Origin of the sequence: Fluviicola taffensis DSM 16823 (assembly GCF_000194605.1) — a bacterium.
Classification (GTDB): Bacteria; Bacteroidota; Bacteroidia; order Flavobacteriales_D; family Crocinitomicaceae; genus Fluviicola; species Fluviicola taffensis.
Map to the genome: position 1 here is coordinate 71,179 of NC_015321.1, position 26,962 is coordinate 98,140.

Annotated in this window: 26 protein-coding genes; 16 read left to right on the top strand and 10 right to left on the bottom strand. The window is 38.2% G+C overall.

The features are described 5' to 3' along the window. Positions 1–12: 12 nt before the first annotated feature. Complete coding sequence (locus FLUTA_RS00350; RefSeq protein WP_013684856.1) at positions 13–2,694, top strand: PKD domain-containing protein; 2,682 nt, start codon at positions 13–15, stop codon at positions 2,692–2,694. 17 nt (positions 2,695–2,711) lie between these two features. On the opposite strand, the gene FLUTA_RS00355 is transcribed toward FLUTA_RS00350, so the two are convergent. Then, positions 2,712–3,059, bottom strand: coding sequence for a group III truncated hemoglobin (locus FLUTA_RS00355; RefSeq protein ID WP_013684857.1), 348 nt, complete (start codon positions 3,057–3,059; stop codon positions 2,712–2,714). Positions 3,060–3,169: 110 nt separating this feature from the next. On the opposite strand from FLUTA_RS00355, the gene FLUTA_RS00360 reads away from it, so the two are divergent. Then, positions 3,170–4,525, top strand: a complete 1,356-nt coding sequence (locus tag FLUTA_RS00360; protein WP_013684858.1) for a hypothetical protein — start codon at positions 3,170–3,172, stop codon at positions 4,523–4,525. Between the two features lie 112 nt (positions 4,526–4,637). Here FLUTA_RS00360 and FLUTA_RS00365 read toward each other — a convergent pair whose 3' ends face one another. Next, on the bottom strand, positions 4,638–5,150 hold the full coding sequence (locus tag FLUTA_RS00365; protein ID WP_013684859.1) for a gamma carbonic anhydrase family protein: 513 nt from the start codon (positions 5,148–5,150) through the stop codon (positions 4,638–4,640). A gap of 99 nt (positions 5,151–5,249) precedes the next feature. After that, on the bottom strand, positions 5,250–6,170 hold the full coding sequence (locus FLUTA_RS00370; protein WP_013684860.1) for a LysR family transcriptional regulator: 921 nt from the start codon (positions 6,168–6,170) through the stop codon (positions 5,250–5,252). Between the two features lie 166 nt (positions 6,171–6,336). Between FLUTA_RS00370 and FLUTA_RS00375 the strand changes: the two genes are divergently transcribed. From FLUTA_RS00375 to FLUTA_RS00390, 4 genes are all read left to right on the top strand, one after another. After that, positions 6,337–6,783: a Dps family protein gene (locus tag FLUTA_RS00375; RefSeq protein ID WP_013684861.1), complete on the top strand. Its 447-nt coding sequence runs from the start codon at positions 6,337–6,339 to the stop codon at positions 6,781–6,783. A gap of 109 nt (positions 6,784–6,892) precedes the next feature. Next, positions 6,893–7,510 carry a peroxiredoxin gene (locus FLUTA_RS00380; protein ID WP_013684862.1) on the top strand — a complete coding sequence of 206 codons (618 nt, stop codon included), beginning with the start codon at positions 6,893–6,895 and terminating at the stop codon, positions 7,508–7,510. Positions 7,511–7,516: 6 nt separating this feature from the next. Then, positions 7,517–7,831 (top strand): thioredoxin family protein, encoded by a 315-nt coding sequence (locus tag FLUTA_RS00385; protein WP_013684863.1) that lies wholly within the window; start codon positions 7,517–7,519, stop codon positions 7,829–7,831. Beyond that, positions 7,812–8,069 carry a DUF6952 family protein gene (locus tag FLUTA_RS00390; RefSeq protein WP_013684864.1) on the top strand — a complete coding sequence of 86 codons (258 nt, stop codon included), beginning with the start codon at positions 7,812–7,814 and terminating at the stop codon, positions 8,067–8,069. Before FLUTA_RS00385 ends, FLUTA_RS00390 begins: the two co-directional genes overlap by 20 nt. Before the next feature lie 96 nt (positions 8,070–8,165). Here FLUTA_RS00390 and FLUTA_RS00395 read toward each other — a convergent pair whose 3' ends face one another. Both FLUTA_RS00395 and FLUTA_RS00400 read right to left on the bottom strand, forming a co-directional pair. Then, on the bottom strand, positions 8,166–8,612 hold the full coding sequence (locus FLUTA_RS00395; RefSeq protein ID WP_013684865.1) for a cold-shock protein: 447 nt from the start codon (positions 8,610–8,612) through the stop codon (positions 8,166–8,168). Positions 8,613–8,704: 92 nt separating this feature from the next. Next, complete coding sequence (locus FLUTA_RS00400; protein WP_013684866.1) at positions 8,705–8,899, bottom strand: cold-shock protein; 195 nt, start codon at positions 8,897–8,899, stop codon at positions 8,705–8,707. A gap of 408 nt (positions 8,900–9,307) precedes the next feature. On the opposite strand from FLUTA_RS00400, the gene FLUTA_RS00405 reads away from it, so the two are divergent. From FLUTA_RS00405 to FLUTA_RS00430, 6 genes are all read left to right on the top strand, one after another. Further along, positions 9,308–9,862 (top strand): phage tail protein, encoded by a 555-nt coding sequence (locus FLUTA_RS00405; protein WP_013684867.1) that lies wholly within the window; start codon positions 9,308–9,310, stop codon positions 9,860–9,862. A 30-nt stretch (positions 9,863–9,892) separates the two neighbouring features. Continuing rightward, positions 9,893–10,447, top strand: a complete 555-nt coding sequence (locus FLUTA_RS00410; RefSeq protein WP_013684868.1) for a phage tail protein — start codon at positions 9,893–9,895, stop codon at positions 10,445–10,447. A 49-nt stretch (positions 10,448–10,496) separates the two neighbouring features. Further along, positions 10,497–11,651: an ABC transporter substrate-binding protein gene (locus FLUTA_RS00415; RefSeq protein ID WP_013684869.1), complete on the top strand. Its 1,155-nt coding sequence runs from the start codon at positions 10,497–10,499 to the stop codon at positions 11,649–11,651. Further along, positions 11,651–12,580 (top strand): methionyl-tRNA formyltransferase, encoded by a 930-nt coding sequence (locus FLUTA_RS00420; RefSeq protein WP_013684870.1) that lies wholly within the window; start codon positions 11,651–11,653, stop codon positions 12,578–12,580. The genes FLUTA_RS00415 and FLUTA_RS00420 overlap by 1 nt, the downstream gene beginning before the upstream one ends. 56 nt (positions 12,581–12,636) lie before the next feature. Beyond that, positions 12,637–17,958 (top strand): T9SS type A sorting domain-containing protein, encoded by a 5,322-nt coding sequence (locus FLUTA_RS00425; RefSeq protein WP_169312041.1) that lies wholly within the window; start codon positions 12,637–12,639, stop codon positions 17,956–17,958. 138 nt (positions 17,959–18,096) lie between these two features. Next, the gene (locus FLUTA_RS00430) at positions 18,097–20,061 is read left to right on the top strand and encodes a tetratricopeptide repeat protein (protein WP_013684872.1); all 1,965 of its coding nucleotides are present in this window, start codon (positions 18,097–18,099) and stop codon (positions 20,059–20,061) included. A 45-nt stretch (positions 20,062–20,106) separates the two neighbouring features. Here the strand turns inward: FLUTA_RS00430 and FLUTA_RS00435 are convergent, their stop codons facing one another. The 3 genes from FLUTA_RS00435 to FLUTA_RS00445 all read right to left on the bottom strand — a co-directional run bounded on the left by FLUTA_RS00435 (position 20,107) and on the right by FLUTA_RS00445 (position 22,164). Then, entirely contained in the window at positions 20,107–20,559 is a 453-nt protein-coding gene (locus FLUTA_RS00435) for a hypothetical protein (RefSeq protein WP_013684873.1), read from the bottom strand. Between the two features lie 110 nt (positions 20,560–20,669). Next, positions 20,670–21,827, bottom strand: coding sequence for a hypothetical protein (locus FLUTA_RS21665; protein ID WP_013684874.1), 1,158 nt, complete (start codon positions 21,825–21,827; stop codon positions 20,670–20,672). Continuing rightward, entirely contained in the window at positions 21,820–22,164 is a 345-nt protein-coding gene (locus FLUTA_RS00445) for a PadR family transcriptional regulator (protein ID WP_043023540.1), read from the bottom strand. Before FLUTA_RS00445 ends, FLUTA_RS21665 begins: the two co-directional genes overlap by 8 nt. 196 nt (positions 22,165–22,360) lie before the next feature. Between FLUTA_RS00445 and FLUTA_RS00450 the strand changes: the two genes are divergently transcribed. The 3 genes from FLUTA_RS00450 to FLUTA_RS00465 all read left to right on the top strand — a co-directional run bounded on the left by FLUTA_RS00450 (position 22,361) and on the right by FLUTA_RS00465 (position 23,880). Beyond that, entirely contained in the window at positions 22,361–22,663 is a 303-nt protein-coding gene (locus FLUTA_RS00450; RefSeq protein ID WP_013684876.1) for a helix-turn-helix transcriptional regulator, read from the top strand. A gap of 181 nt (positions 22,664–22,844) precedes the next feature. Continuing rightward, positions 22,845–23,264 carry a hypothetical protein gene (locus FLUTA_RS00460; RefSeq protein ID WP_013684877.1) on the top strand — a complete coding sequence of 140 codons (420 nt, stop codon included), beginning with the start codon at positions 22,845–22,847 and terminating at the stop codon, positions 23,262–23,264. Positions 23,265–23,307: 43 nt separating this feature from the next. Beyond that, entirely contained in the window at positions 23,308–23,880 is a 573-nt protein-coding gene (locus FLUTA_RS00465; RefSeq protein ID WP_013684878.1) for a Crp/Fnr family transcriptional regulator, read from the top strand. 9 nt (positions 23,881–23,889) lie between these two features. Here the strand turns inward: FLUTA_RS00465 and FLUTA_RS00470 are convergent, their stop codons facing one another. Then, the gene (locus FLUTA_RS00470; RefSeq protein WP_013684879.1) at positions 23,890–24,852 is read right to left on the bottom strand and encodes an NAD(P)-dependent alcohol dehydrogenase; all 963 of its coding nucleotides are present in this window, start codon (positions 24,850–24,852) and stop codon (positions 23,890–23,892) included. 86 nt (positions 24,853–24,938) lie between these two features. Continuing rightward, the gene (locus FLUTA_RS00475) at positions 24,939–25,346 is read right to left on the bottom strand and encodes a VOC family protein (protein ID WP_013684880.1); all 408 of its coding nucleotides are present in this window, start codon (positions 25,344–25,346) and stop codon (positions 24,939–24,941) included. 76 nt (positions 25,347–25,422) lie between these two features. Between FLUTA_RS00475 and crtD the strand changes: the two genes are divergently transcribed. Then, positions 25,423–26,889 carry a 1-hydroxycarotenoid 3,4-desaturase CrtD gene (crtD, locus tag FLUTA_RS00480; RefSeq protein WP_013684881.1) on the top strand — a complete coding sequence of 489 codons (1,467 nt, stop codon included), beginning with the start codon at positions 25,423–25,425 and terminating at the stop codon, positions 26,887–26,889. The last annotated feature ends 73 nt before the right edge of the window (positions 26,890–26,962 follow it).

A 26,962-nucleotide genomic window follows, 5' to 3' on the forward strand; every position in this document is an offset into this window, starting at 1 on the left:
TTTTCTCCATTTATGTGTAAAAACCTTATACTGTTCCTTTTGGTGTTTTGGTCCATTCCAGCGCAAGCTTCGCACATTGTTGGAGGTGAGATTTATTACGACTATTTAGGGAACAACAGCTACCGATTTTACATCGCCATTTATAGAGATTGTGCATCAACTGGAGCTTCTTATGATTCACCACTCCCATTAAGTGTTTTTACTGGCTCTGGAATTCGCGTTTCAAATCACGATGTTTCTTTTCCAGGAAGTACGGTTCTTCCAATTATCTTCAACAATCCTTGTATTACAGCACCAACGGGAATTTGTACTGAAAGAGCGATTTACACAGTGGTTCTGAACCTTCCCCCTTCAGTCTCTGGCTATGTTATAGCTTATCAGCGCTGCTGTAGAGGCCCGAATGTTACAAACCTTGTAAACCCAGATGATACTGGACTAACTATAAAAGCGATTATTCCGCCTGGAGCTCAAAATCAATACATCAATAATTCAGCGCGATTTATCAATTATCCTCCTTTGGTAATTTGCAATAATGAAAATTTGAATTTTAATCATAGTGCAACTGATGCCGATGGAGATAGCTTGTCTTATGAGTTAGTTACGCCACATTCGGGAGCTAATCCTGGAAGCCCTGCTCCTAACCCTATTCCAAATCCACCTTATGCCAATGTAACATGGGCTGGTTCATTCAATCAAGCAATTCCTCTAGGACCAGGTTCTACAACAACAATCAATCCAACAACTGGTCAATTATTTGTTGATGCGAATAATCTTGGTCTGTATGTCGTTGGAATTCGGGTGAATGAATGGAGAAATGGAGTTCTGATTAGCTATGTTACTCGTGATTTTTTGTTCCGAGTAGTCAATTGTATCGTTCAGCTTTCAGCTGTAGTTTCAGAGCAGGAAGATACACCTGGATTTATCTCCTATTGTCAAGGCTTAAGCTTTACATTTGATAATCAAAGTTTTGGAGCAACCAGCTATTACTGGGATTTTGGAGTCAATGGAATCACAACAGATAATAGTACTGCATTTGAACCAACCTATGTTTTCCCACAAACAGGAACATACCAAATAATGCTTGTCGCCAATCCTGGCTGGCCGTGCACAGACACAACCTATATTGATTTGACATTGGAAAATCCCTTTAATGTGGATTTCACTTTTATAGATTCAACCTGTTTTATTGATAATACGTTGGATTTTCAAGCACAAATTATCAATGGGCCTCCAACTACCCAATTCAATTGGAATTTTGGACCAAACGCCAATCCTGCAAATGCTACAAGTCAAAATGTTTCGAATGTGGCGTTCAGCTCTTCGCAGAATAATGTAGTGACACTCATTGGAACATACAATGTTTGTGCAGATACCATTTCAAAGACCGTTTTCTTTTACGATAAACCAGATCCAATAGTGGATTTCCAGACGAATCACGAATGTGTGGGTTATACGCAAACATTTATCAATAATTCAACGGGTTCAACGATTTACTCATGGGATTTTGGAGTTCCAGGCATCACAACAGATGTAAGCACCTCCGTTTCGCCAACCTATACTTTTCCTGCTGAAGGAACTTACCCCATTACCTTAATTGCAACAAGTGGCCCTAATTGTTCGGATACAAGTGTTCAAAATATCACAATCTATGAACCTTTAAATGTCTCATTCACTCATAATGATTCATTATGTGTTACAACAAACAGTTTCGATTTTGTTGGTACTGTAACTGGTCCTTCTATCACAAATTATTCTTGGAATTTTGGAACGCATGCAAATCCGACAAATGCAACCAGTCTGAATGTGAGCAATGTGGTATTTGATAATTCTGGAACATTCCCAGTTACACTTACTGCAAGCTTTTTAAACTGTTCTGAAACAGCTAATTCAGAGGTATTCATCTTCTCTGTTCCTACGGTTGGGTTCACCATTAGCAATGAATTGAAATGCGTTCCTTATCCTGCTCAATTCATCAATTTAAGTCATTATGAAGGGGAGCTTCTCTACTTTTGGGAATTTGGTGATGGCGGAGTCAGTAATGCCGAAAATCCACTTTACGTATATACCCAAGAAGGAACTTATTCTGTTCAATTAACCATCATCTCAACTATTGGTTGTATTGACACTTTCACCTTGTTGCAACAAGATTTAATCACGGTACATCCTAGACCAGTTTCTGACTTTAGTATTGACAAAACCCAAACCGATATTTGTGATTCTAAAATTCAATTCACCGATTTATCTCAAGGAGCAAATAAAGTGAGTTATTTCTTTGATGAATTTGGCTCAGGAAGTAGCGATCGCACCCCTACATACACCTATTTTTCAGATGGAATGCATTATCCTTCGCAAATTGTTTTCAACGAATTTGGGTGCAGCGATACGAGTTTCCGTCAGATAGCCATCGAACCATTCATCGTTTATGTTCCAAACGCCTTTACGCCAGATGGAAACGAACGAAACAATGAATTCTACCCGAAATTGGGCTTAATCCCAATTGAATGGAACATGAAAATCTACAATCGGTGGGGACAATTATTGTATGAATCAACAGATTTCGAAGAACGTTGGGACGGAACATATCAAGGAATTCGTTGCAAAGATGATATCTATAGCTATGTAATCCGATACGTTTCTTGTGCACCTTTTGCAGACCCAGAAATCCTGACAGGACATGTAACGTTATTGCGTTAATTGAAGCTGGAATTCAATTATTTAATGAATTTCGTTTTCATTGTCCAGCCGATTAAAGTTGAACGTTGTTTTGCCAGATCGGCTTTTTCCCCTACAAAAAATTGATCAATCGTTTCATGAAATAACTTTAGCCAGCGTTCGAAAGATTCTTGATTCAAATCCAATTTTGCATGCTTTTCCATCATGTTTGCACTATATCCAGCTTCATCCAATAGGATAAAACTCCAAAATTGAACTACTCGCGGTAGATGTTCTTCTAAATCAAGGTGCTTGAAAAAATGAGAAACTACCTCATCTTGAACTAATTTCTGATAGAAAACATCTATCAATAACACTAAATCCTGTTTTGTTTCAATCTCTTTCATACTCCAAAAATACAGTACCTAGAACAGTTAATTTCTGATTTAAATCAGTTTTCGTGTTTACTTTTTCAACTTTCCAACATTACCTATTGAAAACCAAAAAAAACAGTCCTATGAAATCGAAACATCTTATACTTATTTTCTTATTGATTGTGAGTGCTAAAAGTCGAGCTCAAACAAATCACCAGACGATTGAAGTAGCTCAAGTAGATTCAAAGAAAAATAACTGCGTTGAAATTCCAAGTACTTTTTCGCACGAAATACTTTCAGAATCTAAATCACTCAACGCATTGAAATCCAAAAAAATTCGACGTGTTGAATTAATCTATACCCGCTACAAAGAGAATGCAGATTTCGATCAAAATCAATTAAACGAAGATCGCATGTCCCGACTCAATCAACTACTTCCTAAGCTTCAAATTGACAAACCTGAAATTGTTTGGATTGAACAAATTGGTGCCACAACAAGTACCGATGCAAAAAACTACTTTCATGGCTTTCGAATTTACACCGATGTAGCTCCTGTTGCAAGAACATATCAGCGAACTCATTTGAATGATTTAGCAAATCCCGCAGTTGATTTTTTAATAGACAATACAATCGGAGGTACTTTTTCTCATCCAAGTGGAACCCAAATCCACATTCCTGCAAATGCTGTGATTTATGACAATGGAAAACCTGTTTTTGGAAAGTATACCATTAGCTACTCAGAATACCGCAATGCAGCTGAGATTTTATTTTCAGGACTTCCCATGGAGTTTAAAGATAAAACAGGATCCTATCTTTTCAACTCAGCTGGAATGTATGAAATTCGAGGTACAAAGGATGGTCAAACATTAGCACTCCAAAAAGATCTTTCAATTGATTTTAATTGCACGAAAAACGAAGCTGGTGTCAATTTCTATGAAATGAATGATCAAACGGGAGAATGGAATTTATTAAAAAGCGATTTATTTTCAGCTAACAATCCAAATGAAACTCCAAGTGCCAAACCTGAAATAATGAGTGCAAATTCAGAACAAAGGATCAAAAGAGGCGTAGCTCCTGATAATTACGAGACTGAAGGTTCCAGTAAAGTCTATCAACAACTAAACCTTGTCTATGGCTTAATTTCTTCCAAATTCGGAGTCTACAATTGTGACCAAATCTTTCGAATAGCCAACAAAACTATTATTTCGCCGAAATACTTAGATGTTTCAAGCAAAAAACCTATCAAAAATCAAAACATGATTTGTTTGATTGACAAGGATGTAAACGCTTCTTTTAGTTTCGGAGTAAAACAGATTACTTGTAATTCCCAAGGAGAAAATATCTTTTTACTCTTCACAGAAGATGGGGAAATTTATGCGTTGAAATCGGAAAAAGACAAACGAGTTAATTTGAACCAGAAAGAACCCGAGTTTCTGATGGAAAACATAACAAACAAAGTAAAAACATCCGACGATTTAAAGAGTTACCTGAATATCTAAATCAAAACCCAAAACCAGAGAGACAAGAAGCATTCGCCACGGCGAGTGCTTCTTTGTTCAAAAAATAGTTCAAGAGTTTCAACTTTTTGAACCATTGAACTTTTGAACTTGTTTACTTAAACCATCCAGAATACATCACATAATTGGTTGCGATACGTTGCACTTCCCCTTCGAACAATTCAGGAGATAAGGTTTTTACTTTTTTAGCAGGAATTCCTGCGTAAACACTCCACGCTTCCACACGCGTGTTTTCCAATAAAACCGCTCCAGCAGCAATAATGCAATTCGATTCGATGTAACAATTATCCATTACAATAGAACCCATTCCAATCAATACGTTATCTTCAACTGTGCAACCATGAACCAATGCATTGTGACCAATGGAAACATTATTTCCCAATACAGTTTTCGTTTTTTCGTAGGTACAATGAATCACTGCTCCATCCTGCACATTCACTTGATTTCCCATACGAATGGAATTCACATCTCCGCGAATAACGGCATTAAACCAAACAGAGCAACGATCACCCATCACCACATCACCAACTACCGTAGCATTTTCTGCTAAATAAACATCTTCACCGAATTGAGGTTCTATTCCTCTGCATGATTTTATAAGTGCCATCGTTTTTTATTGAGAATTATCAATTACAAAATTATAAAGATAGATACTTGGAACATAAGACCAAAGACTTTAGACTAAATCTGTCTTTTGTCTATCATCTCACTTCCAACTCAACAACTCCAACTCCTTGGAAACTGGTTTTCCGTATTTATGCTGGATAGAGCGGATGATTTTTTCCATCGAATCCCAATTTGCATGACGAAATGCACTGACTGCAATAATCGACCTTCCGGGAAAAGAACCTTGGTTATCTCGAATCGATTTAAACTCTGTACTTTGATGAACAAATGGATGGTAATACTCTGGAATTAAGGTGTAACCGCCTTGCTGATCAACCATCCTCATCAACAAATCCATGTTTCCTCCTTGATAATTCCAACTAGAAGGTAAATCGTCATTAATGGCGCAAAACTGCATCATCTGCGTCCGCAAACAATTTCCCTTATTCAATAACCAAGGCTGCAAATCTTTCAATTGATCGACCAATAATATCTCACCTGAGACACTTGGTGCATAGGCTAAAATCTCCTCTGAAAACATAGGAGTTACTCGGTAATTCGTTTGACTCAAAGGCCCAGCAAGAATTGCCAAATCTACTTTTCGTTGATCTAAAGCCTCTATCAGTTCCTCCGTTTTCAATTCCTCGACAAAAACCTGCGTTGTTGGGAGCAAAGTCTGCCATTCCTGAAAATTATCTAATAATAAATATGCTGCAACCGTTGGAATTACGCCAATTCGCAAGCGTTCTTTGTATGTTCCAGAATGAATTTGACTCATTCGATCAATTGCTCCGAAATCGCCTTGAATTTGCTGTAAAAGCGGTATCAGTGATTTTCCAAAATCGGTTACTTCCATGGAATTTGTATCACGATGAAAGATTAAATGCCCAACTAATTCCTCCGCTTTCTTTAATTGCATCGAAAGCGTGGGCTGGGTAACAAAACATTGTTCTGCCGCTCTGCTAATTGAACCCGTTTCATAAACAGCAAGTATGTAAGCAATTTGTTGTGGTGAAATCATTATAAATTAATTCTATGGATTTATAAAGTTAATCAATAACATTTATATTTACAAAATGAGCAACTTTGAAGTATGGAAAATGACCAAAGACACGAGACTAAAGACTTTATACAAATCCTGTCTTAAGTCTATCATCTTGAGTCTTCTGTCTTAAAAAATGATAACTATGAATTCACAACAAGATTTAAACACTAAAATGAATTGCCTTTTGGCAACGTACCAAGTACATTATCAAAACTTACGTGCAATTCACTGGAATATAAAAGGAAACAACTTCTTCGAATTGCATTTAAAATACGAGGAATTGTATACCAGAACACAAGTAATCATTGATGATTTGGCGGAACGAATCCTTACTTTGGGGATTACTCCACTTCACCGATTTGAGGATTACCTTAAAAACAGTGCATTGAAAGAAAATGCAACTATTCACGATGGAAAAGAAGGAATGACTTACATTTTAAGCGCCCAGGAAACCATTTTGAAATTAGAAAGAGAAATTTTAACGGAATCTGCTGATTTAGGCGATGAAGGAACCAATGGAATGATGAGTGATTTGGTTCGCGAGAAAGAAAAAACGAATTGGATGTTCGCTGCTTGGCTGGGGAAATAAATTAAGACTAGAGACTTAAGACCAAAGACTTTAAACAGAATCTGTCTTTTATCTATCGTCTTAAGTCTACTGTCTTCGAAAGAGTAATTAATTAAAATAAACAAATAAAATGAGTGTAGTAGGTAAAAAATTCCCTTCTGTATTAGTGAATGCAATGGACGAAATGGGAGATACTTTCCAAATTGATGTATTGCGTCATGCAATTGACAACAAAAAGAAAGTGGTTTTATTTTGGTATCCAAAAGATTTCACATTCGTTTGTCCAACAGAAATTCATGCTTTTCAAGAAGCAGCTGCAGATTTCGCGAAACGCAATACCTTAGTTATTGGCGCATCTTGTGATACAGCTGAAGTTCATTTTGCATGGTTAAACACAGCGAAAGACAATGGTGGAATCGAAGGTGTTAAATTTCCATTAATTGCAGATTCAACACGTCGTTTGGCAGAAGAATTGGATATCTTGGACTTCGATCCGTATGATGAAGATTCGGCAGGTGACAATGTTACTTACCGCGCAACGTATTTAATTGATGAAGAAGGAACTGTATTCCACGAATCAATTAATCACATGCCAGTTGGACGTAACGTTCAGGAGTACATCCGTTTGGTAGATGCTTATACACACGTTCAAACTCACGGTGAAGTATGTCCTGCAAACTGGGAAGAAGGAAAAGAAGCGATGAAAGCTGACCGTGCAAGTACTGCAGAATATTTAAGTAATAACTAAGAAATCATGTTTACAGAGTTAACGGAAGACAATTTAGAGCAGTTATTGAGTACCAATCAAAAAGTGATGGTTCAATACGGAGCATCGTGGTGTGGTAACTGTAAAATCACCAAGCCTAAGTTCAAGCGAATGGCTGAGGAAAATCCAGAAATAGAATTCTATTATGTGGATGCAGAAAAATTACCAAACTCGCGCAAATTTGCAGATGTTTCCAACTTGCCTACTTTCGCTGGCTTTGTAGGTGGGGAATTGGTAAAACAAGCGCAAGGAAATAAAGTAGAAATCATTCAAGAGATCAAAGATGCGGTTGCCGGTAATTAAACACATAGTGGCTTTCATCGAAGAAAATGATGAAGACTACGTGAACGAAACGATTGATACCTTGGAACATTTGATTGATGCTCCCGGATTGAAAGATGAAGAACTGGATGTGATTGGAGAGCTACTTTCCAATTTCTCTGGAGCTATTGAAGTTCACAAAGAAATCAAAGCTGGAAAATCTCAGAAAGATGCACTGAATGAATTCATGAAGCGGGTTACTGGTTCAATTGACAAATAATAAATTAGGCGCGTGAAGTATCACGCGCCTAATTTTTATAGTATGATGATCGAAAACCAAAAGAATCTAAAATCCAATTGATTCAGCGAAAAAATTCTAATCCTTCTTCACTCTTACAGCTGTTGGGCCTCTTTGTCCCTTTTCAACCTCAAAGCTTACTCTGTTTCCTTCAGTAATTGTTTCAGTCAATTGATTTGCATGAACAAAAATACTATCTCCAGAAGTACTGTCTTTGATAAAACCATATCCTTTAGAATCGTTATAGAACGTTACAGTTCCTTGACGAATTTTCTCTTCCGGCGGTAAATCTTCTCTTTTAGGAACTCCAATTACGATATCCTCTGCGTTGAATTCAAGTCTTTTTGAATGATCTGGTGGAGTTGTTGTCTGATTTCCATTTTCGTCAAGATATACAATCATATCCTCGAAGCTTGCTTTTCCACCTTCTTTGCGCTCAAGCATTTTCTTTTCTTTGTCTTTGCGCTTTTTGTCTTTTTTATTTTGAATCTCTTTTTTATTAAAAGTCTCTTGTGATCTTGCCATTTACTGTTTTAAAAATTTCTAATTTGATAAAATAAAAAAGAGTCTATTCATCAATAGACGAACAAACTCTTTCAATCATTTATTAAAATCAATTATTGGATTACGCGAACGTTTACTGCGTTCACTCCTCTTTTACCTTCTTCTAATTCGAATTCTACTTGGTCACCTTCACGGATTTCATCAACTAATCCTGATACGTGTACGAAGTGATCTTTTGCGGAGTCATCTTCTTTAATAAAACCAAATCCCTTAGTTTCATTGAAGAACTTTACTGTTCCTTTGTTCATTAAACTTGTTATTAAATAAATACTTAGAACGAAGGTACGCTTAAAAATTAGTATTTCACTAAAATAAGTGTCTTTTTCTTTAATTTAACTTTTATTGATAGCTCTTCCTCTATCTATAAACAAGCCTAAATCCCTTTATTCAACTAATAAGTAGATCTATTTTCTTCCATCAAATCATCAATAGGGTTTCCCCCTGATTTGTAGTTCCTAATACTATTATTCCAACATCATTTCATAGTTTTGAACATGATAATTAGTTTATATCTATTAATCCATTATATTTGTCTCAACCATTAATTAAACATTCACTGATGACGACAACGCTTTTCAACAGCAGCCTTAATTGGTCTGTGTTCCCGTACATACGTTATCATTTGTCAAATTGTAACTTAAAAACAAATAATAACTATGTCTACTGAACCATTTATCGGAGAAGTAAAACTTTTCGGTTTTAACTTTGCTCCAAAAGGGTATGCAACTTGCCAAGGGCAAGTCTTATCAATTGCACAAAACACCGCACTTTTTTCATTGCTTGGAACAACTTACGGAGGAAACGGACAAACTACTTTTGCGTTACCGGATTTACAAGGCCGAGCACCAATCGGTCAAGGACAAGGACCAGGTCTTCCACAATATTCAATGGGTCAGGTTGGTGGAACAACCAGCACTACCATTCTTTCATCAAACATGCCTGCTCACGTTCACACCTTGAACAGTGCAAGATTGCAAATCAAGGCATCAACATCCAATGCAGGTGAATTGACTCCTGATGGAACTTTTCCAGCTACAACTTCTACAAATGCGTATGCAGATGCACCTACAGCGAATACTTTTACTGGTGGAGGTGTAATCACAGGAACTACTGATATTGCAGGTGGAAGCCAGCCGATTAGTATTTTGAATCCGTATTTGGCTATGAATTACTCTATCGCCTTACAAGGTATTTTCCCTAGTCGTAACTAATTGTTTTACTCACCCAAAAACTAGATTATTATGTCTACAGAACCATTTATTGGCGAGGTAAAACTCTTAGGATTCTATTTTCCTCCGCTGGGTTACATGACTTGTCAGGGACAAATCGTTTCTATCGCTCAAAACACGGCTTTGTTCTCATTACTGGGAACGACTTATGGTGGCGATGGCCAAACTACTTTCGCACTTCCTGACCTACAGGGGCGAATTCCGATTGGACAAGGTCAAGGGCCAGGTTTACCTCCATACGAAATGGGAGAAATGGCCGGAACCGTAAGTACAACAATGACTTCAGCAAATTTACCTCAGCATGCACACACATTAACCAGTGCGCATATTCAGATAAAAGCTTCCACTGCAAATGCTGGTGAGTTAACTCCTGATGGAACCTATCCGGCAACGACTTCTACGAATTCTTATGCTGATGCAGCTACGCAAAATGTCTTTACAGGAGGTGGTGCAATTACAGGAACTACAGATATTGCTGGTAACAGCTTGCCTTTAAGTATCCAAAATCCATTCTTATGTATGAACTTTTCAATTGCTACGGAAGGTATTTTTCCTAGCAGAAATTAATGACTCACGGGAGTGCTCTAATACGGCACTCCCCTTTTTATAACAGATTATGCAACAAACAATTGGTCTACTTTTACCGCGCTCAACTTACTATAGAGGTTTGAGTTTCGACTTGTTTGAAGGAGTAAGATCTTCTTTGAAACAATTGGAAGCAGAAAACATTCGGATTGTTACGGAAAATATTGGATTTGGGACGGACAAACAAATGTGCTATAAAGCCGCTGAGCAATTGATCATGCATGAAAATGCAACAGTTGTTTTGGCTTATATCGGACACCGAATGGCTCAAGTATTACGCCCTTTATTTCAGGCTGCCAATCGTTTATTAATTGTACTTGACTCAGGAGCAAATGCACCTCATGAATGGCCAGAAACACCAAATATCATTTATCATTCACTTCACAACACCTTCGGATCATGGCTAACTGCCAAGCGAGCAGTTAACGATGGATTTTCTCAAGGTGGAATGGTAACTGGGTATTATGATGGTGGGTATCTTCAAACTTGGGGTATTTCAAGTGGCTTTACAACAGCTGGTGGAAATATCTCTTTTAATCACGCAACAGGTTACAATAAAGACGATTTCTCCATGCTTCCATTAAAGGAACATGCTGAAAAAAATCCAAATGGAGCTTTATTAAGTCTTTTCAGTGGAGACTATGTTCATTGGTATTTTGATGGGTTGAAAGAAGTATTTGGTGAAAATCATTTACCTATTTATCTTCCTCCATTCGGCTGTGAAGAAACGATGCTAAAAGATGCCAAACATCCTGGAGGACTTATAAAAGGTATTGCAGCTTGGTCTTATCAATTGGATAATCCTGCTAATAAACTGTTTATTGAGTGCATTGAATCCAGTGGTCGTACAGCAAATTTATTCTCTCTTTTGGGATGGGAAGGCGCAATCATAGGTGTTCATGCAACTAATTTAATGTTGGAACAAAAAAACAATGTGCAATTTGTAGCAGATGCATTGAATGACTTTTCATTTGAAGGTCCGCGTGGAAAAGTGTATTTCCATGCTCCAACCCGTCATACAATGGCACCGATGTATAAAACAAGTATTCAAAACAATGGCAATGATGGCTGTTCAATCATTATTGAAAAGAAAATTGATGAAACTGTTTCGGATTTTGAAGAATTCATTGCTTTACCTATGGAAAATGCTATTTCTGGCTGGTATAACAGTTATACCTGTATTTGATGGAAACGAAACGTATACTTATTCTCTGTGGAGGTAAATTTGCCTTCCCTAGCCTTCAGACACTTGGAATAGAAAAGTTCTTATGTGGAATTGGTATTGGAAAAGGAGAAAAAGGAGTACTTTCTATCTTGAATCAGGAAAGTGAAAATTCAGGATTACCTTTTAGGTCATTTCCTAATGCGGAAAGTTTATCTGGTTTACGAAATTGGATCGAAGAAATCCAACCTGATTACATTTTCAGTATTTCGTTTCCTTTTCTGCTTTCAGAAGATGTTCTTTCATACGGAAAAAACAAGTTCATTAATTTTCATCCAGGGCCACTTCCTGAATACCGAGGGCCAATGCCACTTTTTGAAGTACTTCGCTATCAAGAAAAAGAAACTGCAATCAGTGTACACTTCATGAATGAAGAATTTGATGAAGGAGCAATTATTCTGAGAGAAAAATTATCTATCTCACAAAATGAAACTTATGGAGAACTTGCTACAAAATTAAGCGAAAGAACTGCAATGGTTGCTTTAAATATGGCACATATGCTTCAATTCGCCTCTACAATCCCTTGTAATGAACAGGATCAAAGTCGGGCTCGCTATTTTGAAAAACCGGAAGTCTCAGATACGTTCATTCAATGGAACCGAATGCAAGCAGATGAAATCATTGCATTAATTAATGCCTGTAATCCATGGAACCAAGGTGCTGATACAATGTTAGTAGGACAAAGCGTGAAATTACTTGCAGCGAAAATTTCTGAAGAAAGGCATTCCGATCAACCTGGAAAAATTTTACACCTTACTCCTACTGGAGCAGTTGCTGTTTCCTGTATCGATGAAAAGGTCATTCATATTCAAATAGTTGCCGGTGATTTTGGGATTCTAACAGCAGAACAATTTGTAAAAACCAAGTCTATTTCGGGATACACTTTTAATTAACACATAAAATCACAAATATCTACATACAATAACTAATAAATGTAAACATGAAAACAATGAAATTATTAACTCTTATCACTTTGCTCTTTGCGTGTTTCTATGGAACTGCGCAAACGCAATTTTGGTCAGATAATTTTGAGGACGCAGGTGCCCCAAGTAGCGGTACCCGAACACCATCCGTCCAGAATGCCTGGCCTGGATCTCCACCTTACAGCCGATATTTTAGCAGAGTCTCAGTTTCAGATTTATTATTGCAAAACGGTACATACTCAGGCTTTCAAGGATCTAAATTCTGGGCTGGTGAAGATATTGATGCGGCATTAACAGGAACCAACTTTGGTCAAAGTGCAACACAAACCATTTCCTGGAACTCAATCAATATTTCAGGAAAATCGGGACTAATCTTCAAAGGATATTTTGCATGTGACAACGTTCCAAATGTTTGGGAGCGTGGACTCAATGACCCCGCAAATCCTGCAGATTATATGATTATAAGTTATCAAATTGACGGTGGTGCATGGGTTGATGGTGTTCGTATATTTGCAACTGCAACTGGTCAATTTGCTCCTGAGACAACAGGAGACTCTATTGGTGATGGAACCATTCTGACCTCTTACGCATTTACAGAATTTACAGCAAATATTGTAGGGACAGGTACTACCTTGAACTTGAAGTTTAAATGTTATGCAAATGGTGGTACAACAGAAGAATTGGCGATTGATGATTTCCGTCTTTTTGAAACTCCAGCTTGCACTGCACCAACTATCACAGGAAACCCTCCAAACCGATCAATCTGTGTAAATGGAAATACTACTTTTTCATCAACTGCAACCGGAGCTACAGCTTATCAATGGCAGGTAAATACCGGATCAGGTTTTACAGATATCTCCAACGGCGGTGTTTACTCCAATGCAACAACAAATACATTAACAATTACGGGAGCAATAGCTGGTATGAACGGCTACTTGTATCGCTGTACTGCAATCAATGGCGTTGCTTCTTGTTTTACGAATTCGAATGCCGGAACATTGAACATATCGAATATTACTTCGTCAACTGCTCAAAATAATGTGGCATGCTTCGGAACTTCTACCGGTTCTGCGGCTGTTTCACCAGTCGGAGGAATCGGATCATATACTTACAGTTGGTCTCCTTCAGGTGGAATTGCTTCGATTGCTACCGGTTTGGCTGCAGGAAGTTATACTGTAACCATAACAGATGCTATTGCTTGTCAGATTACAAAAAATTTCACCCTTACTCAACCACCGGTACTAAACGGATCAACCGTTGTAACAAACATTGCATGTTTCGGAGGAAATACCGGAGCGATCAACCTTACTCCTTCAGGAGGAACACCTGGTTATACATTCAATTGGAACAGTGGTGTTGCCACGACAGAAGACAGAACAACCCTGACAGCAGGAACTTACTCTGTAGTCATCACAGATGCGAACAATTGTCAAAGAACAGTTTCTGGAATTACAGTTACACAACCAACAGCAGTAGTAAGCGGTACAACAACTGTAACAAATACCACCTGTAACAGTGCAAACAACGGAGTGATTGACTTTACTCCAACAGGTGGAACGGGGCCTTATACATACAATTGGGGAGGTGGGATAACTTCACAAGACAGAATAAGCCTTGCTGCAGGAACATACTCTGTAACCATTACTGATGCCAATGCATGTACGGGAACCGTTTCAGGAATAACCGTAACACAACCGACAGCAGTTTCAGGAGGTACTACTATAACAAATACTTCCTGCAATGGTGGAACAAACGGAACTATCGACTTTACTCCTAGCGGAGGAACACCAGGTTATACCTATAGCTGGGGTGGTGGGATCACCTCACAGGACAGAACAGCCCTTGCTGCCGGATCATACTCAGTAACTATTACTGATGCAAATGGTTGTACAGGTACAGTGAACGCTACCGTAACGCAACCAACTGCAGTTTCCGGAGTAACAACTGTTACCAATGTAGCTTGTTTCGGAAATAGTACAGGTGCAATTAACCTTACACCAACTGGTGGAACTCCTGGTTATACATTCAATTGGAACAGTGGTGTTGCCACAACAGAAGACAGAACCTCTCTTACAGCAGGAACTTACTCCGTTACTATCACGGATGCGAACGGATGTACAGGAACGATTTCACCAATGGTAACACAACCTGCAGCAGTCGTTTCAGGAACAACCGTTGTAACGAATGTGGCGTGCTTCGGGAACAATACAGGTGCAATTAATCTTACCCCTACTGGTGGTGTTGGTCCATATACCTTTAACTGGGTTGGTGGTGCAACTACAGAAGATAGAACTCTACTTTCCGCTGGAACCTATTCGGTAACCATTACAGATGCGAACGCATGTACAGGAACGGTTTCCGGAATAACGGTTACACAACCAGCAGCTGTAGTATCAGGAACAAGGGTTGTAACCAATGTTTCCTGCTTTGGTGGAAACAACGGGGCAATTAACCTCACTCCTACAGGTGGTGTTGGTCCATATACCTTTAACTGGGTCGGTGGTGCTACTACCGAAGACAGAACCAGTCTTACAGCAGGAACATACTCCGTAACGATTACGGATGCTAACGCATGTACAGGAACAGTTTCCGGAATTACAGTTACTCAACCGGCTGCAACAGTTTCAGGAACAACAATTGTAACAAATGTTGCATGTAATGGTGCAAATACGGGTTCAATTAACCTAACTCCTACTGGAGGTACCGGACCTTATACTCAAAATTGGGTTGGCGGAATCACTACAGAAGACAGAACGGTACTTACGGCAGGAACTTACTCCGTAACTATCACAGATTTTAACGGATGTACAGGAACGGTTAACGCAACGGTAACTCAACCAACAGCAATTTCCGTAACAGCGGCTTCCCAGACAAATGTATCTTGTAACGGCGGTTCAAACGGTGCTGCTGCTATCAATACACCAACAGGAGGAGTTTCTCCTTACACTTACAATTGGACTCCGGGTAATCCAACCGGTGACGGAACAGTTTCTGTAACAGGACTTTCAGCAGGAACATATACCGTTACGGTAACGGATGACAATGCTTGTACAGCTTCGCAGTCTTTTACGGTAACTCAACCGACAGCACTTTCAGTAATGGCTGCCAGCCAAACGAATGTTGCCTGTTTTGGTGGATCAAACGGAGCTGCTGCTATCAATACACCAACAGGCGGTACTCCTGGTTATACATACGATTGGACTCCTGGAACACCAACTGGTGACGGAACAGTTTCTGTAAATGGATTGACTGCTGGAACATGGACTGTGAACGTAACAGACGCTAATGGGTGTGTTGCTTCGCAAAATTTCACAGTGACTCAACCAACAGCTATTTCAGTTACTGCTGCTTCGCAAACGAACGTAGCTTGTAATGGCGGTTCGAATGGTGCGGCTGCTATCAATACACCAACAGGTGGAACACCCGGTTATACTTACGATTGGACTCCAGGAACACCGACTGGTGACGGAACAACTTCCGTAAATGGATTAACAGCTGGTACCTGGACCGTTAATGTTACAGATGCGAATGGGTGCGTAGCTTCACAAAGTTTTACAGTGACTCAACCAACAGCCATTTCATTCACAGCAGCTTCGCAAACCAATATAGCTTGCTTCGGTGATGCTACTGGCGCTTTTGCAGTAAATACCCCAACAGGTGGAACAGGTGCCTTCACTTATGATTGGGCTCCAGGAACTCCAACAGGTGACGGAACAACTTCTGTTACAGGTTTAACAGCAGGTACTTACTCGGTTACCACGACAGATAATAATGGATGTACAGCTTCCATCTCATTCACGATTACAGAGCCTCCTGTATTGGTGGTATCAGCGGGTGGACAGACAAATGTTTCTTGTAATGGCGGATCAAATGCTTCTGCAACGGTAACAGTCTCAGGCGGAACCCCAGGATATAGCTATTTATGGTCTCCTACTGGTGGAGCCAATGCAACTGCTTCAGGGTTAACTGCAGGAACATATACCGTAACTGTAACTGACGCTAACGGATGCCAGGCTACCCAGACGTTTACTATTACAGAACCGACAGTATTAGATGCTTCTTCAGGTTCTCAGGTAGATGTTCTTTGTAACGGTGGTTCTACTGGATCTGCTACTGTTATTCCAACAGGCGGAACAGGAACTTACGATTATTCTTGGGCACCTACTGGTGGAACAGCTGCTACAGCTTCAGGTTTAGTTGCAGGAACATATACCGTTACTGTAACAGATGATAACAGTTGTCAGGCTACAAAAACGTTTGTAATAACACAATCTGCTGCATTAACAAGCAGTTTCTCTCATTCAGCTTGTAACTCTTACACATGGGGAACACAAACACATACTGTAAGCGGAACTTACACTCAAACATTCACGGCTGCAAATGCTTGTGACTCGGTTGTTACTCTTACGCTTTCGATCGTTTCTGAAATCACCAACACGGTTACTGAAAGCAGTTGCGTTTCTTATACATGGGCTCAAAACAATATGACATACACCGCTTCAGGTCTGTATGTTGATACGATCCCGGCTTTTGGAGGATGTGATTCTATTGTAACATTAGATCTTACAATCAACACTCCTTCAGGTTCCAGTTCATCTGAATTTGCATGTGGAACATACACATGGGCGCAAAACGGAATGACTTATACAGCTTCCGGAGCTTATACGGATACTATTCCAAATGCAAACGGTTGTGATTCAATTATTACTTTGAATTTAACAATTGGAGGATCCTCTGCTTCAGAATCTGTTACTGTTTGTGAATCTTACACATGGGCTCAAACAGGATTGGAGTATACTGCTACAGGAATGTATGCGGATACTTTAACGGATGCAAATGGTTGTGATTCTATTTTGGTGTTAAACTTAACGGTAAACAGTAACCCAACAGCTACTGCAACAGATAACGGAAATGCAACTATTACAGCTTCAGCAGGTACAACTTACCAGTGGATCAATTGCACAACGAATACTCCGATTTCCGGCGCAACAGCTCAAACTTTCATGGCTACCGCAAACGGAACTTATGCAGTAATTGTCACAAATGCAACAAATTGTTCGGATACATCCGACTGTGTTGTGATCGACAATGTAGGATTGGATGAAAAGAATACTTCGTTTGGAGTTACTTTAACACCAAATCCGACACAAAACAATGTGCAAGTGACTTTCACAGGTGCGAATGAAGCATCGATTGTTATCTACGACGTAAAAGGAAAAATGGTATTGTCTGTTGACCACGCTCAAACCGGAGAAGTGCTTTCAGTTGAAGCCTTTGAAAGAGGAGTATACCTGGTAAACATCACTACTTCTTTCGGTAAACATACCGAGCGATTGGTGAAACAATAATTTGCCCTTAACATAGAAAGCGGCGGTTCAAAAGACCGCCGTTTTTATTTTACAAATTTTTCGATACACCGCGGGTTTTCCCTGTTTTTTCTTTCGTTGGTAAAATCAAAAGACAAATAACCCTAATTTAGCATTGCTATGTCTAAGAAAAACGCCTCTTCTGTTAAGCAGTCTTCGCAAAAAGCTTCTGCAGTAATTCCTTCCGTTGATCAATCACTTGTAATCCGGCGCAGGCTTTTTTGGATGCTTTCCATTGCTGCTTTTTTACTCTTTGCTCCGACTATCGGGCATGGATTTGTACTGGACGATATAGCGGTTATTGAAAACAACCGATTCGTACAGGAAGGTTTTGGAGGAATTCCCGATTTATTCTCTACTTTTTACTGGAAAGGTTTTTGGGATGCCAATGCAGGTTTATACCGCCCTTTATCCATGGTCATGTTTGCCATTGAATGGGCAATTTCAGCCAATAACCCCGCAATACACCATTTCATAAATGTGTTTTTATATGCTCTAACCATCGGGGTACTTTTTAAGCTTCTATTAAAATTATTACCCACCTATTCCATTTGGGTTTCATTTGCTATTGCACTTATTTTTATGGTTCACCCAAGCCATACGGAAGTAGTTGCGAATATAAAAAGTCGGGATGAAATTCTTTGTTTCTTATTCTTCCTGCTCACTTTTCTAAGTTTATTGAAAGCACGAAGCGGAAAACCAATTGACGCAGTCAAAACAGCTCTTCTATTCTTTGCTTGTTTATTGTCTAAAGAAGCTGGTGTCATGTATTTACCCATTTTTGGTCTTTACTTTTGGATGGCAAAAAAAGAATCGATTGGTTCAGTCTTAAAAAAATCCCTTCCATTGATTGTAATCACAGGCGCCTGGCTGATTCTACACCAACAAGTCATTCATGCTGACCCTACTCCTCCTATTCAATATGGCTATCATGATAATTCACTAATTGCATGTGAGGATGGTTCACGTTATGCTACAGGGATTGGTGTTTTAGGTCGTTATATCCTTGAAGTCGTTGCTCCTTTAAACCTGAGTTATGATTATTCCTATAATCAGATTCCTTGTTTGAGTTTTACTTCTCTTCCCGTAATTGGCACCTTACTGGTCTTAATTCTATCCACGCTGATTGTAGTCAAAACACGTAAATCAAAACCCGAAATTGCATTTGGAATTCTGTTTTTCTTTGTTTCGATAGCTTTGGTGACGAATATCTTTTCCCTGATCGGGACAACTTATGCCAATCGATTAATTTATGCCCCTTCTTTGGGAATCATCATCTCATTCGTACTCGGAATATTCATTTTATTTAAAGCACAGCAAAGTGAAAAATGGCAATCAGGAGCTATCCTGGTTTCAACACTAATCGGAATTCTATTTAGCGTTCAAACCATTCAACGTAATAAGGCTTGGGAATCTAATACGACTCTTTTCACGGCAGATGTTCAAAATAGTCCAAATAGTGCCCGGGTTCAATTCAATTACGGAGTTTTAAAAATGAATACAGATGAAAGAGATTCATCAGTTATCCGACAAGAATGGTTACTTGCAGCTTCCAGTTTCAAAAAAGCTATTTCTATTGATTCATTAGATGCGGGTTCTTACACGAATTTAGGAGTTGTCAGTTACCGATTGAATCAATTAGAACAATCTGTTCGATATACTCAAAAAGCTATCAATCTTAATCCAACAGACACTTCCCTTTATGCTAATTTAGGAGATGCTTATTTTGCACTAAAGAATTATGATAAAGCGGGTGAAGCACTAAAAAAAGGTGTCCAATGGAAAGATGCTTCCGTGAGTCATTACAAACGCTATGGTATTTCCTTATTCAATTTAAAGCAGTACGATCAAGCCATTACCGTTTTCAAAAAAGGACTTCAAAAATTTCCGAATGATACTGAAATAGCTTCCAACTTAGGGAACACTTATGGTGCTGCCGGAATTTACGAAAAAGCGGGGCAAACCTTTGAAACGATTTACAACCAGGATTCTTCGAATGTGAATGCGCTGCGATTACTTATCACCTCTTACGGGCAAGCTGGAAATCAGGATAAAGTGAAACAGTACAGCAGTTTTTTAAAATAAAAAGAACGATTTTAATTAGTGTCACATCAATTGGTTCTTCGAAATTCAATTTATTATATTATTTTTTTCATTCAATTTATATACTGAAATAAGAAGCAATATGAACTGTGAGAGAAGCAAAAAATAAAATCCCGTAAGCATTCGATCTGAAAATGGATTTGATGCCATCGCTCCTAAGTATAATCCAATTAATAATAGAATAAGACTAAATGAATAAAATACTGCTCCAGTTATCGGAATCGAAATTTCGTATGGAAAAAAGAAAATCCCGATTGCTAATATTAATGTTACCAGACAACTAAACATCGCATAAAAAGAGCCAAACCCATTATAAACTACAACAAATCCAGTATCCCCGTTCTCATGAATATTATAAATCCCAATACCAGTGTGCAAATGAGTTTTCAATTCTCCAGCCCACGTTTCATAGATTGGTAAAAACATAGAAAGTACAACAATTCCAATAATTAATAAGGCTATATAGTTCAGAATTTTCACTATGTTCAATTTGTAATTAGTTCCAAAAATGCAAAAATAAAAAGAGAGGAACTAATTAAAATTCCTCTCCTTGCTTTGCTTTAACTGTACTCAATAAAAACTGGTTTGACTTAGTTGGCGATTAATTTCAATAAGCGTAAATGCAGTTGAATCAATGTCAAATTCTGAAGTGCAATTTTTGTTGTATTTGATCTTAGGTCAATCGAACTAATATTAAACGTCAAGTCCTTTTGATCTGGATATGAGGTAACCAACTTTCCATTGATTTGCTCAAATAGACGACAAATTTCATCCCATTTTTGTTGAATCGCTGGACTCAAAATTCGAGACATTGCTTCTTCTTTCGGAAGATTCATGTATGCTTCATCTTCGGAGATTGATTGATATTCCTGCTTTGTTATTCCAGCTGAATTCATAATAATTTCGGCTTTCAAATCAGCGATTGTAACATTCAATTGACTTACTTGATTTTGCAAAGCTTTGGTGTCTTTTTCATTCACCGAAGTAATTCTTGATTGATCCATCTTTTGCACTTCTTCGTTCATCAAACGATACGCTTGTTGAGAAGACTCTTCTACTTTTGTGGAATAACCCAAATTATACATTGCAAACAACAAGCCTCCACAAGCCATCATCAATACCGAATTGACTGTAGTGTTGAACTTTAATTCTGGTCTTCTCACACGTGTAAAAAAATAGATTGGGACGTAAACAAAAGTAAATGAAACCAGGCCTGTAAGCATCATTTTGTTTGCTCCCGGCCAATGCATCATTTTGAACAAAAAACCCAGAGAGGTAACGATTCCAACCAAAAATCCGAAGCTCAGAACCAATTTATCCGTTTTGGTTCCCTCGTCCCTGAATTTAAGGGCGATCATGAGTGGAAGAAAAATCAAGCTAAAAAAAGCGATTCCTAATACAAAACATATATTGGCTCCCGGTAGATGAAAAACTTTTAATACTGATCCCATCAGGGTTAATACAGCTGCTAAAAGTCCAGAAATATTGACTGTTTTTTTCATGGCGTAAAAATGTTTGAAGGTTAATAACAATTCTGTTTCCTCCTGAATTTCATGTAAATTATCGTTGAAAAACCGAGGTAAGAGCCGTTTAAAGAACTCATTAAAGTCATCTTTTTCAGACATTTCATTTTCAATGATACAGCACATGTGATCAAGTAGGTTCCATTGCAGATCTTCAATGGTAACCCCATGCGCTTCAATTTCATGAAGAATAAAATCAACTTGCTCGTCTGAAACTTTAACCATTTGTAATTCTTGGCTCTAAATTCAACAGAAACTTCATGGTGTTCATGAAATCTGCCAACTCATTTGCTTTCTCTTGGGCTGTCGACTGCCCTTTTTCGGTGAGGGAATAATACTTCCTAACCCGTTTTCCGATAAACTCTTCTTCCGTTTTTAATTCGTCTTGTGACTCAAGCGCATGTAAAGTTGGATAAAGTGCTCCTTCGGTAATTTGGATCTTCTCACTTGTAAGATCTTTGACGCGTTGGGTAATCTCATAACCGTACATTCTGCCGTTGTCCTTGAGCAGATTGAGAACGATTGTTTTGAGCGTACCTTTTAAAAGTTCTGATGAATACATAGGACAAATATACATAAGAAAATTAGGTATACAAATTTTTACCTAAGAAACTTAGGTAAAAATTTGTATTTAAAAATTAATTAACTAACAATCAATGCTTTAATCAGCAATAGAAATGTAAAAAATGATGTAAAAAAATTATGATTCCATTGTATAAATCAACTTTTTCACTAACTTAAATAGGAAAACCACATTTATGGGAGCAAAAAAGAAACACATTTTCAAACATGAAACGAATAGAAATGCAGAATTAGGTCTAATTGTATCTGCTTCGGCTCGAATTGAAATTTTGGAATATTTGGATAACCACCAAATTATGAATATTCCAATGTTGGAACAATTTATTCCGTTACACAAGAAAACTCTTAATCATCATGTTAGTTTAATCGAACGGTGTGGTTTAATTAAGGGATACTACCTAGGTAATACTTATTTCTGGTCAAAGAACGAAGATATGTTGGAAGAATGGGATAAAATTCGCTGGTCTTTCACTACCTAGGATAAGTGCAAGATTATCCACCACTTACCATGGTAATTAAATTAGCAACCGAAATTCGATTCGTTATTTTGAATCTCAAAGGCAATCTTATTCCTTCATTACATATTTTCAATCACTCAGTACATTCATCAAATCTGAACTTCGGAATATTTACAAAAAGCCTTCTCTTTGTAGCAAAAAGATGAATCACACGTTTAATTCTATCATCCTATTCTCTTTAACTCTTTTCGTATTGCAACCTGTTGCTTTTACCCAAGAAACAAAACCCGAACCCGCTAAACCATCCATCAAATTCAATCCTTTCGACGGTGTAATTATTGCAGGTTATGTAGACAATGGTGTATTTCTGAATTTTACAGGACCAAATATCAGCCTTACGCTTAAGAGCTCCAAAATCCTTCTTGGAATGCTTCCATCTTTAAGATACAAAGAAGACAACGGCATATTCAAAAACTCCCCAATCACACCAAGTTTGGGATTTGGGTTAACCTATAGCTATAAAAAGATGGCCATTCAAGTTCCAATCTATTACAATACGAAAACAGCAACTGCAAACGGACGCTGGAATCTTGGAATCGGAATCGGGATGCGTTTGAAGTAGGAAATCCGTAATTTTACTTTCCGTATTAAGCTGGAAAAAACCCATGGAACAAAAATTGCTCGCATACTTTTCAAAAATCCTTCCGCTTTCCCAGGAAGAAATCGATGCAATTGTTGCAACTCTTACAATTAAAATCTACCCGAAAGGAAGTGTTTTACTGAGCGAAGGAGAAATCTCTTCGGAAGCATATTTTGTTCTGGATGGTTGTGTGCGTCAATATTTCCTGGTAGACGGGGAAGAAAAGACCAACAATTTCTTTACGGAAGAGCAATGGGTTATTTCCATGCAGAGTATGACATACAATTCGCCTTCCAAACATTTCCTGGCATGTATAGATGAATGCACGCTGGTTGTTGGCAACAGGGAGAAAGAAGAACTCCTTTATTCTCAATTCCCGAAACTGGCAACGATTTCACGAAAAGTAATGGAAAAAGTATTTGCCGAACAACAAGAGCTTTCAGGTTCTTATTTTACAGACACTCCAGAAGAACGCTATTTGAATCTGATACACACCAGACCTGAATTGTTGCAACGAGTTCCACAATATATTATAGCTAGCTATATAGGAGTAAAACCAGAGTCATTAAGTAGAATCAGAAATAGGCTATGGCTTTGAAATAAAGTCTCAACTAGTTGGTATGACTTGAATTACCACATTGCCTTTTTTATGCCCCAAATCAACATATTCATGTGCTTGCGCGATTTCATTCAATGAAAAAACACGATCTACTATTGGAATATAACTTCCTGTTTCAATCAATTCATTCAGAAAATTCATTCCATGAATCGATTCTTTAATGACACCTGTAAGAACTTTTTTACCAAATAATCTAGAAAATCCAGCACGAAGCATTCCTGAAAGACCAGCTGCTCCCAAAATCAATGTTCCACCTTTTTTAAGATGCTTGATACTTTGCGAAAAACGCAACTTATTGACAGCTTCGTAAATAACATCGTAAGACTCATCGTAAATGGACAACTCTTCTTTTTGATAATTAATCACTTTATCAGCTCCAATTCGATTCATTAATTCAGTATTCGCTCCACTACAAACCGCTGTTACTTCAGCTCCAAAATGCTTTGCCAATTGTACAGCTGCCGAACCAACAGCTCCTGAAGCTCCATAAACCAAGACTTTTTGTCCGACCTGAATGTTTGCTTTTTGAATGAAATGCAAAGCTGTCATCGCACCAAAAGGAATACTAGCAGCTTGTAAATGCGTTAATGATTGTGGTTTATGGGCAATCACCCCACTTTCAGGAAGTGTTTTAAATTCAGCGTACGCCCCAAAACCCATTCCTGTTGAACCAAAAACGGAATCTCCCACTTTAAATTGATGAGCTCCAGAACCAATTCCAACCACTTCACCTGAAAATACACCTCCCAAAATTGGTTGTCTTGGTTTTGAAAAACCAAAAATGAGTCGAACTGCCCAAGGATCGGCCTTCCGAATCCGAACGTCACCTGAATTTACTGCCGTTGCGTGAATTCGAATTAATAATTCACCTTCCTTTGGGGTTGGTTGTTGAATTTCGACGACTTTTAAGACTTCTGGAGCTCCATAAGCCGTGCAATAAACTGCTTTCATGTTCTTCTATGATTTGTGTTGAACACAAAAGTAAAGTAGTGGATTTTGGAATTCATTGACTTCGGTTAAGAAATATAAGAGTGTATCTATCGCATTTCTTGTCGAGTTCCTTCATCAAAGCTTGTATCAACTGGCTCCCACAATTCAATCCGGTTTCCTTCAGGATCTAAAATATGAACAAACTTTCCGTATTCATACGTTTCGATATTATCGCAAATAACGGTTCCCATCGTTTGAAGATGAACCAACAAACTCTCAATTCCCTCTACCCGAAAATTAATCATCGCTTGCTGATTTCCATCGCCAAAATAATCCGAATTTTCTGGGAAAGTTCCCAGTTGTAAATACCCTCTCGGATTCGAATTCCCATTAAAGGCGAACAAAACGCCATAATCATTTGGATTGAGACTCAATGCTTCCTTGTACCAGTTTCTCATAGCTTTTTCATCCTTAAACTTGAAGAAAATTCCGCCTATTCCAATTGCTTTTCCCATAATGATTCAAAATCTAAATATCACGAATATAATTCCCAAATCCTATTCTTTCTTTTGAATTAACTAATTTTAAAAAATGGCAAAAAAAGCAATTATTATTGGGGCTGGAATCGCTGGAATTGCTAGTGCTATCCGGTTAACTCAAAAAGGATATAGTGTTTCTATTTTTGAATCAAATGGATATGCAGGAGGGAAATTAACGACACTTCAACTTGGCAATTACCGATTTGATGCTGGTCCGTCTCTTTTTACACTTCCCCATTTAGTGGATGAACTTTTCGAAGTTGCAGGAAAGGATCCACGTGATTATTTCAATTATCAGCAACTGGAAATGCTCTGTCATTACTTCTACGAAGATGGAACCGTTCTTCATGCTTTTGCGGATCAAGAAAAGTTAATTAAAGAAGTTGAATCAAAGCTAAATATTGACTCTAAACCATTGAAAGAGTATTTGAATCACAGCGAAATCATTTTCGAGCGAACAAGGCATTCATTTTTAGAAAAATCGCTTCACAAATTCAGTTCATATATTTCCTTAGATATTCTAAAAACGGTTACCTCTATGCGGAAACTGAATCTCTTTGAGACAATGCATGAAGTAAATGAGAAGAGCTTGAATCATCCAAAACTCGTGCAACTGTTTGATCGATTTGCAACGTACAATGGTTCCAATCCGTATAAAGCTCCTGGAGTTTTAAACAGTATTCCTCACCTAGAATTTGGAATTGGTTCGTTCTTTCCAACTGAAGGAATGCATGAAATTTTGAAGGCTTGCATGAAGTTGGCACAGGAACTTGGAGTTGAATTCCACTTCAATGAAGAGGTGAAAACCATTCAAATAAAGAACCGGAAAGTAACCGGAATTGAAACAGAAACTGGAATTCACACAGCCGAATTGATTCTCAGTAATTGCGACGTGAAACAAACCTACAAGCAATTAATTCCAAACCAAAAAGCTCCTGAAAAAACAATGAATCAGGAACCAAGTAGTTCGGCACTTATTTTCTACTGGGGAATTCAAAAATCCTTTCCAGAGTTGGATGTCCACAACATCTTGTTTAGTGACGATTATAAAAAAGAATTCAATGCTATTTTCGATGATTCGACAGTTTCTGATGATCCTACGGTCTACATTCATATTTCATCGAAAATAGTTTCAGAAGATGCACCTATAGGTTCTGAAAATTGGTTTATCATGGTGAATGTACCTAGTAATCAAGGTCAAGATTGGGAGAAATTGCGTTTGAAAGTGAGGCAACTTTGCATTGAAAAAATAAACCGTATTCTCAAAACAGATATCGAGTCACTGATTGAAGAAGAAGATTATTTAGATCCCATCCGCATTTCAGAACGCACCAATAGTTTTGGCGGAGCTCTTTATGGAGCAAGCTCAAACGAGCGAATGGCGGCTTTTTTCAGACATCCCAATTTTTCGAAAGTGAAAGGGTTGTATTTCGCTGGTGGAAGTGTTCATCCAGGTGGCGGAATTCCACTTTGTCTGCTTTCTGCAAAAATTGCAACAGATTTAATTCCGAATGCATAAAGGAAACAAAAAAACTTATGCACAGTATATCTATCGGTTATGTAAATGAATACAAAACCACTATTGAATAGAA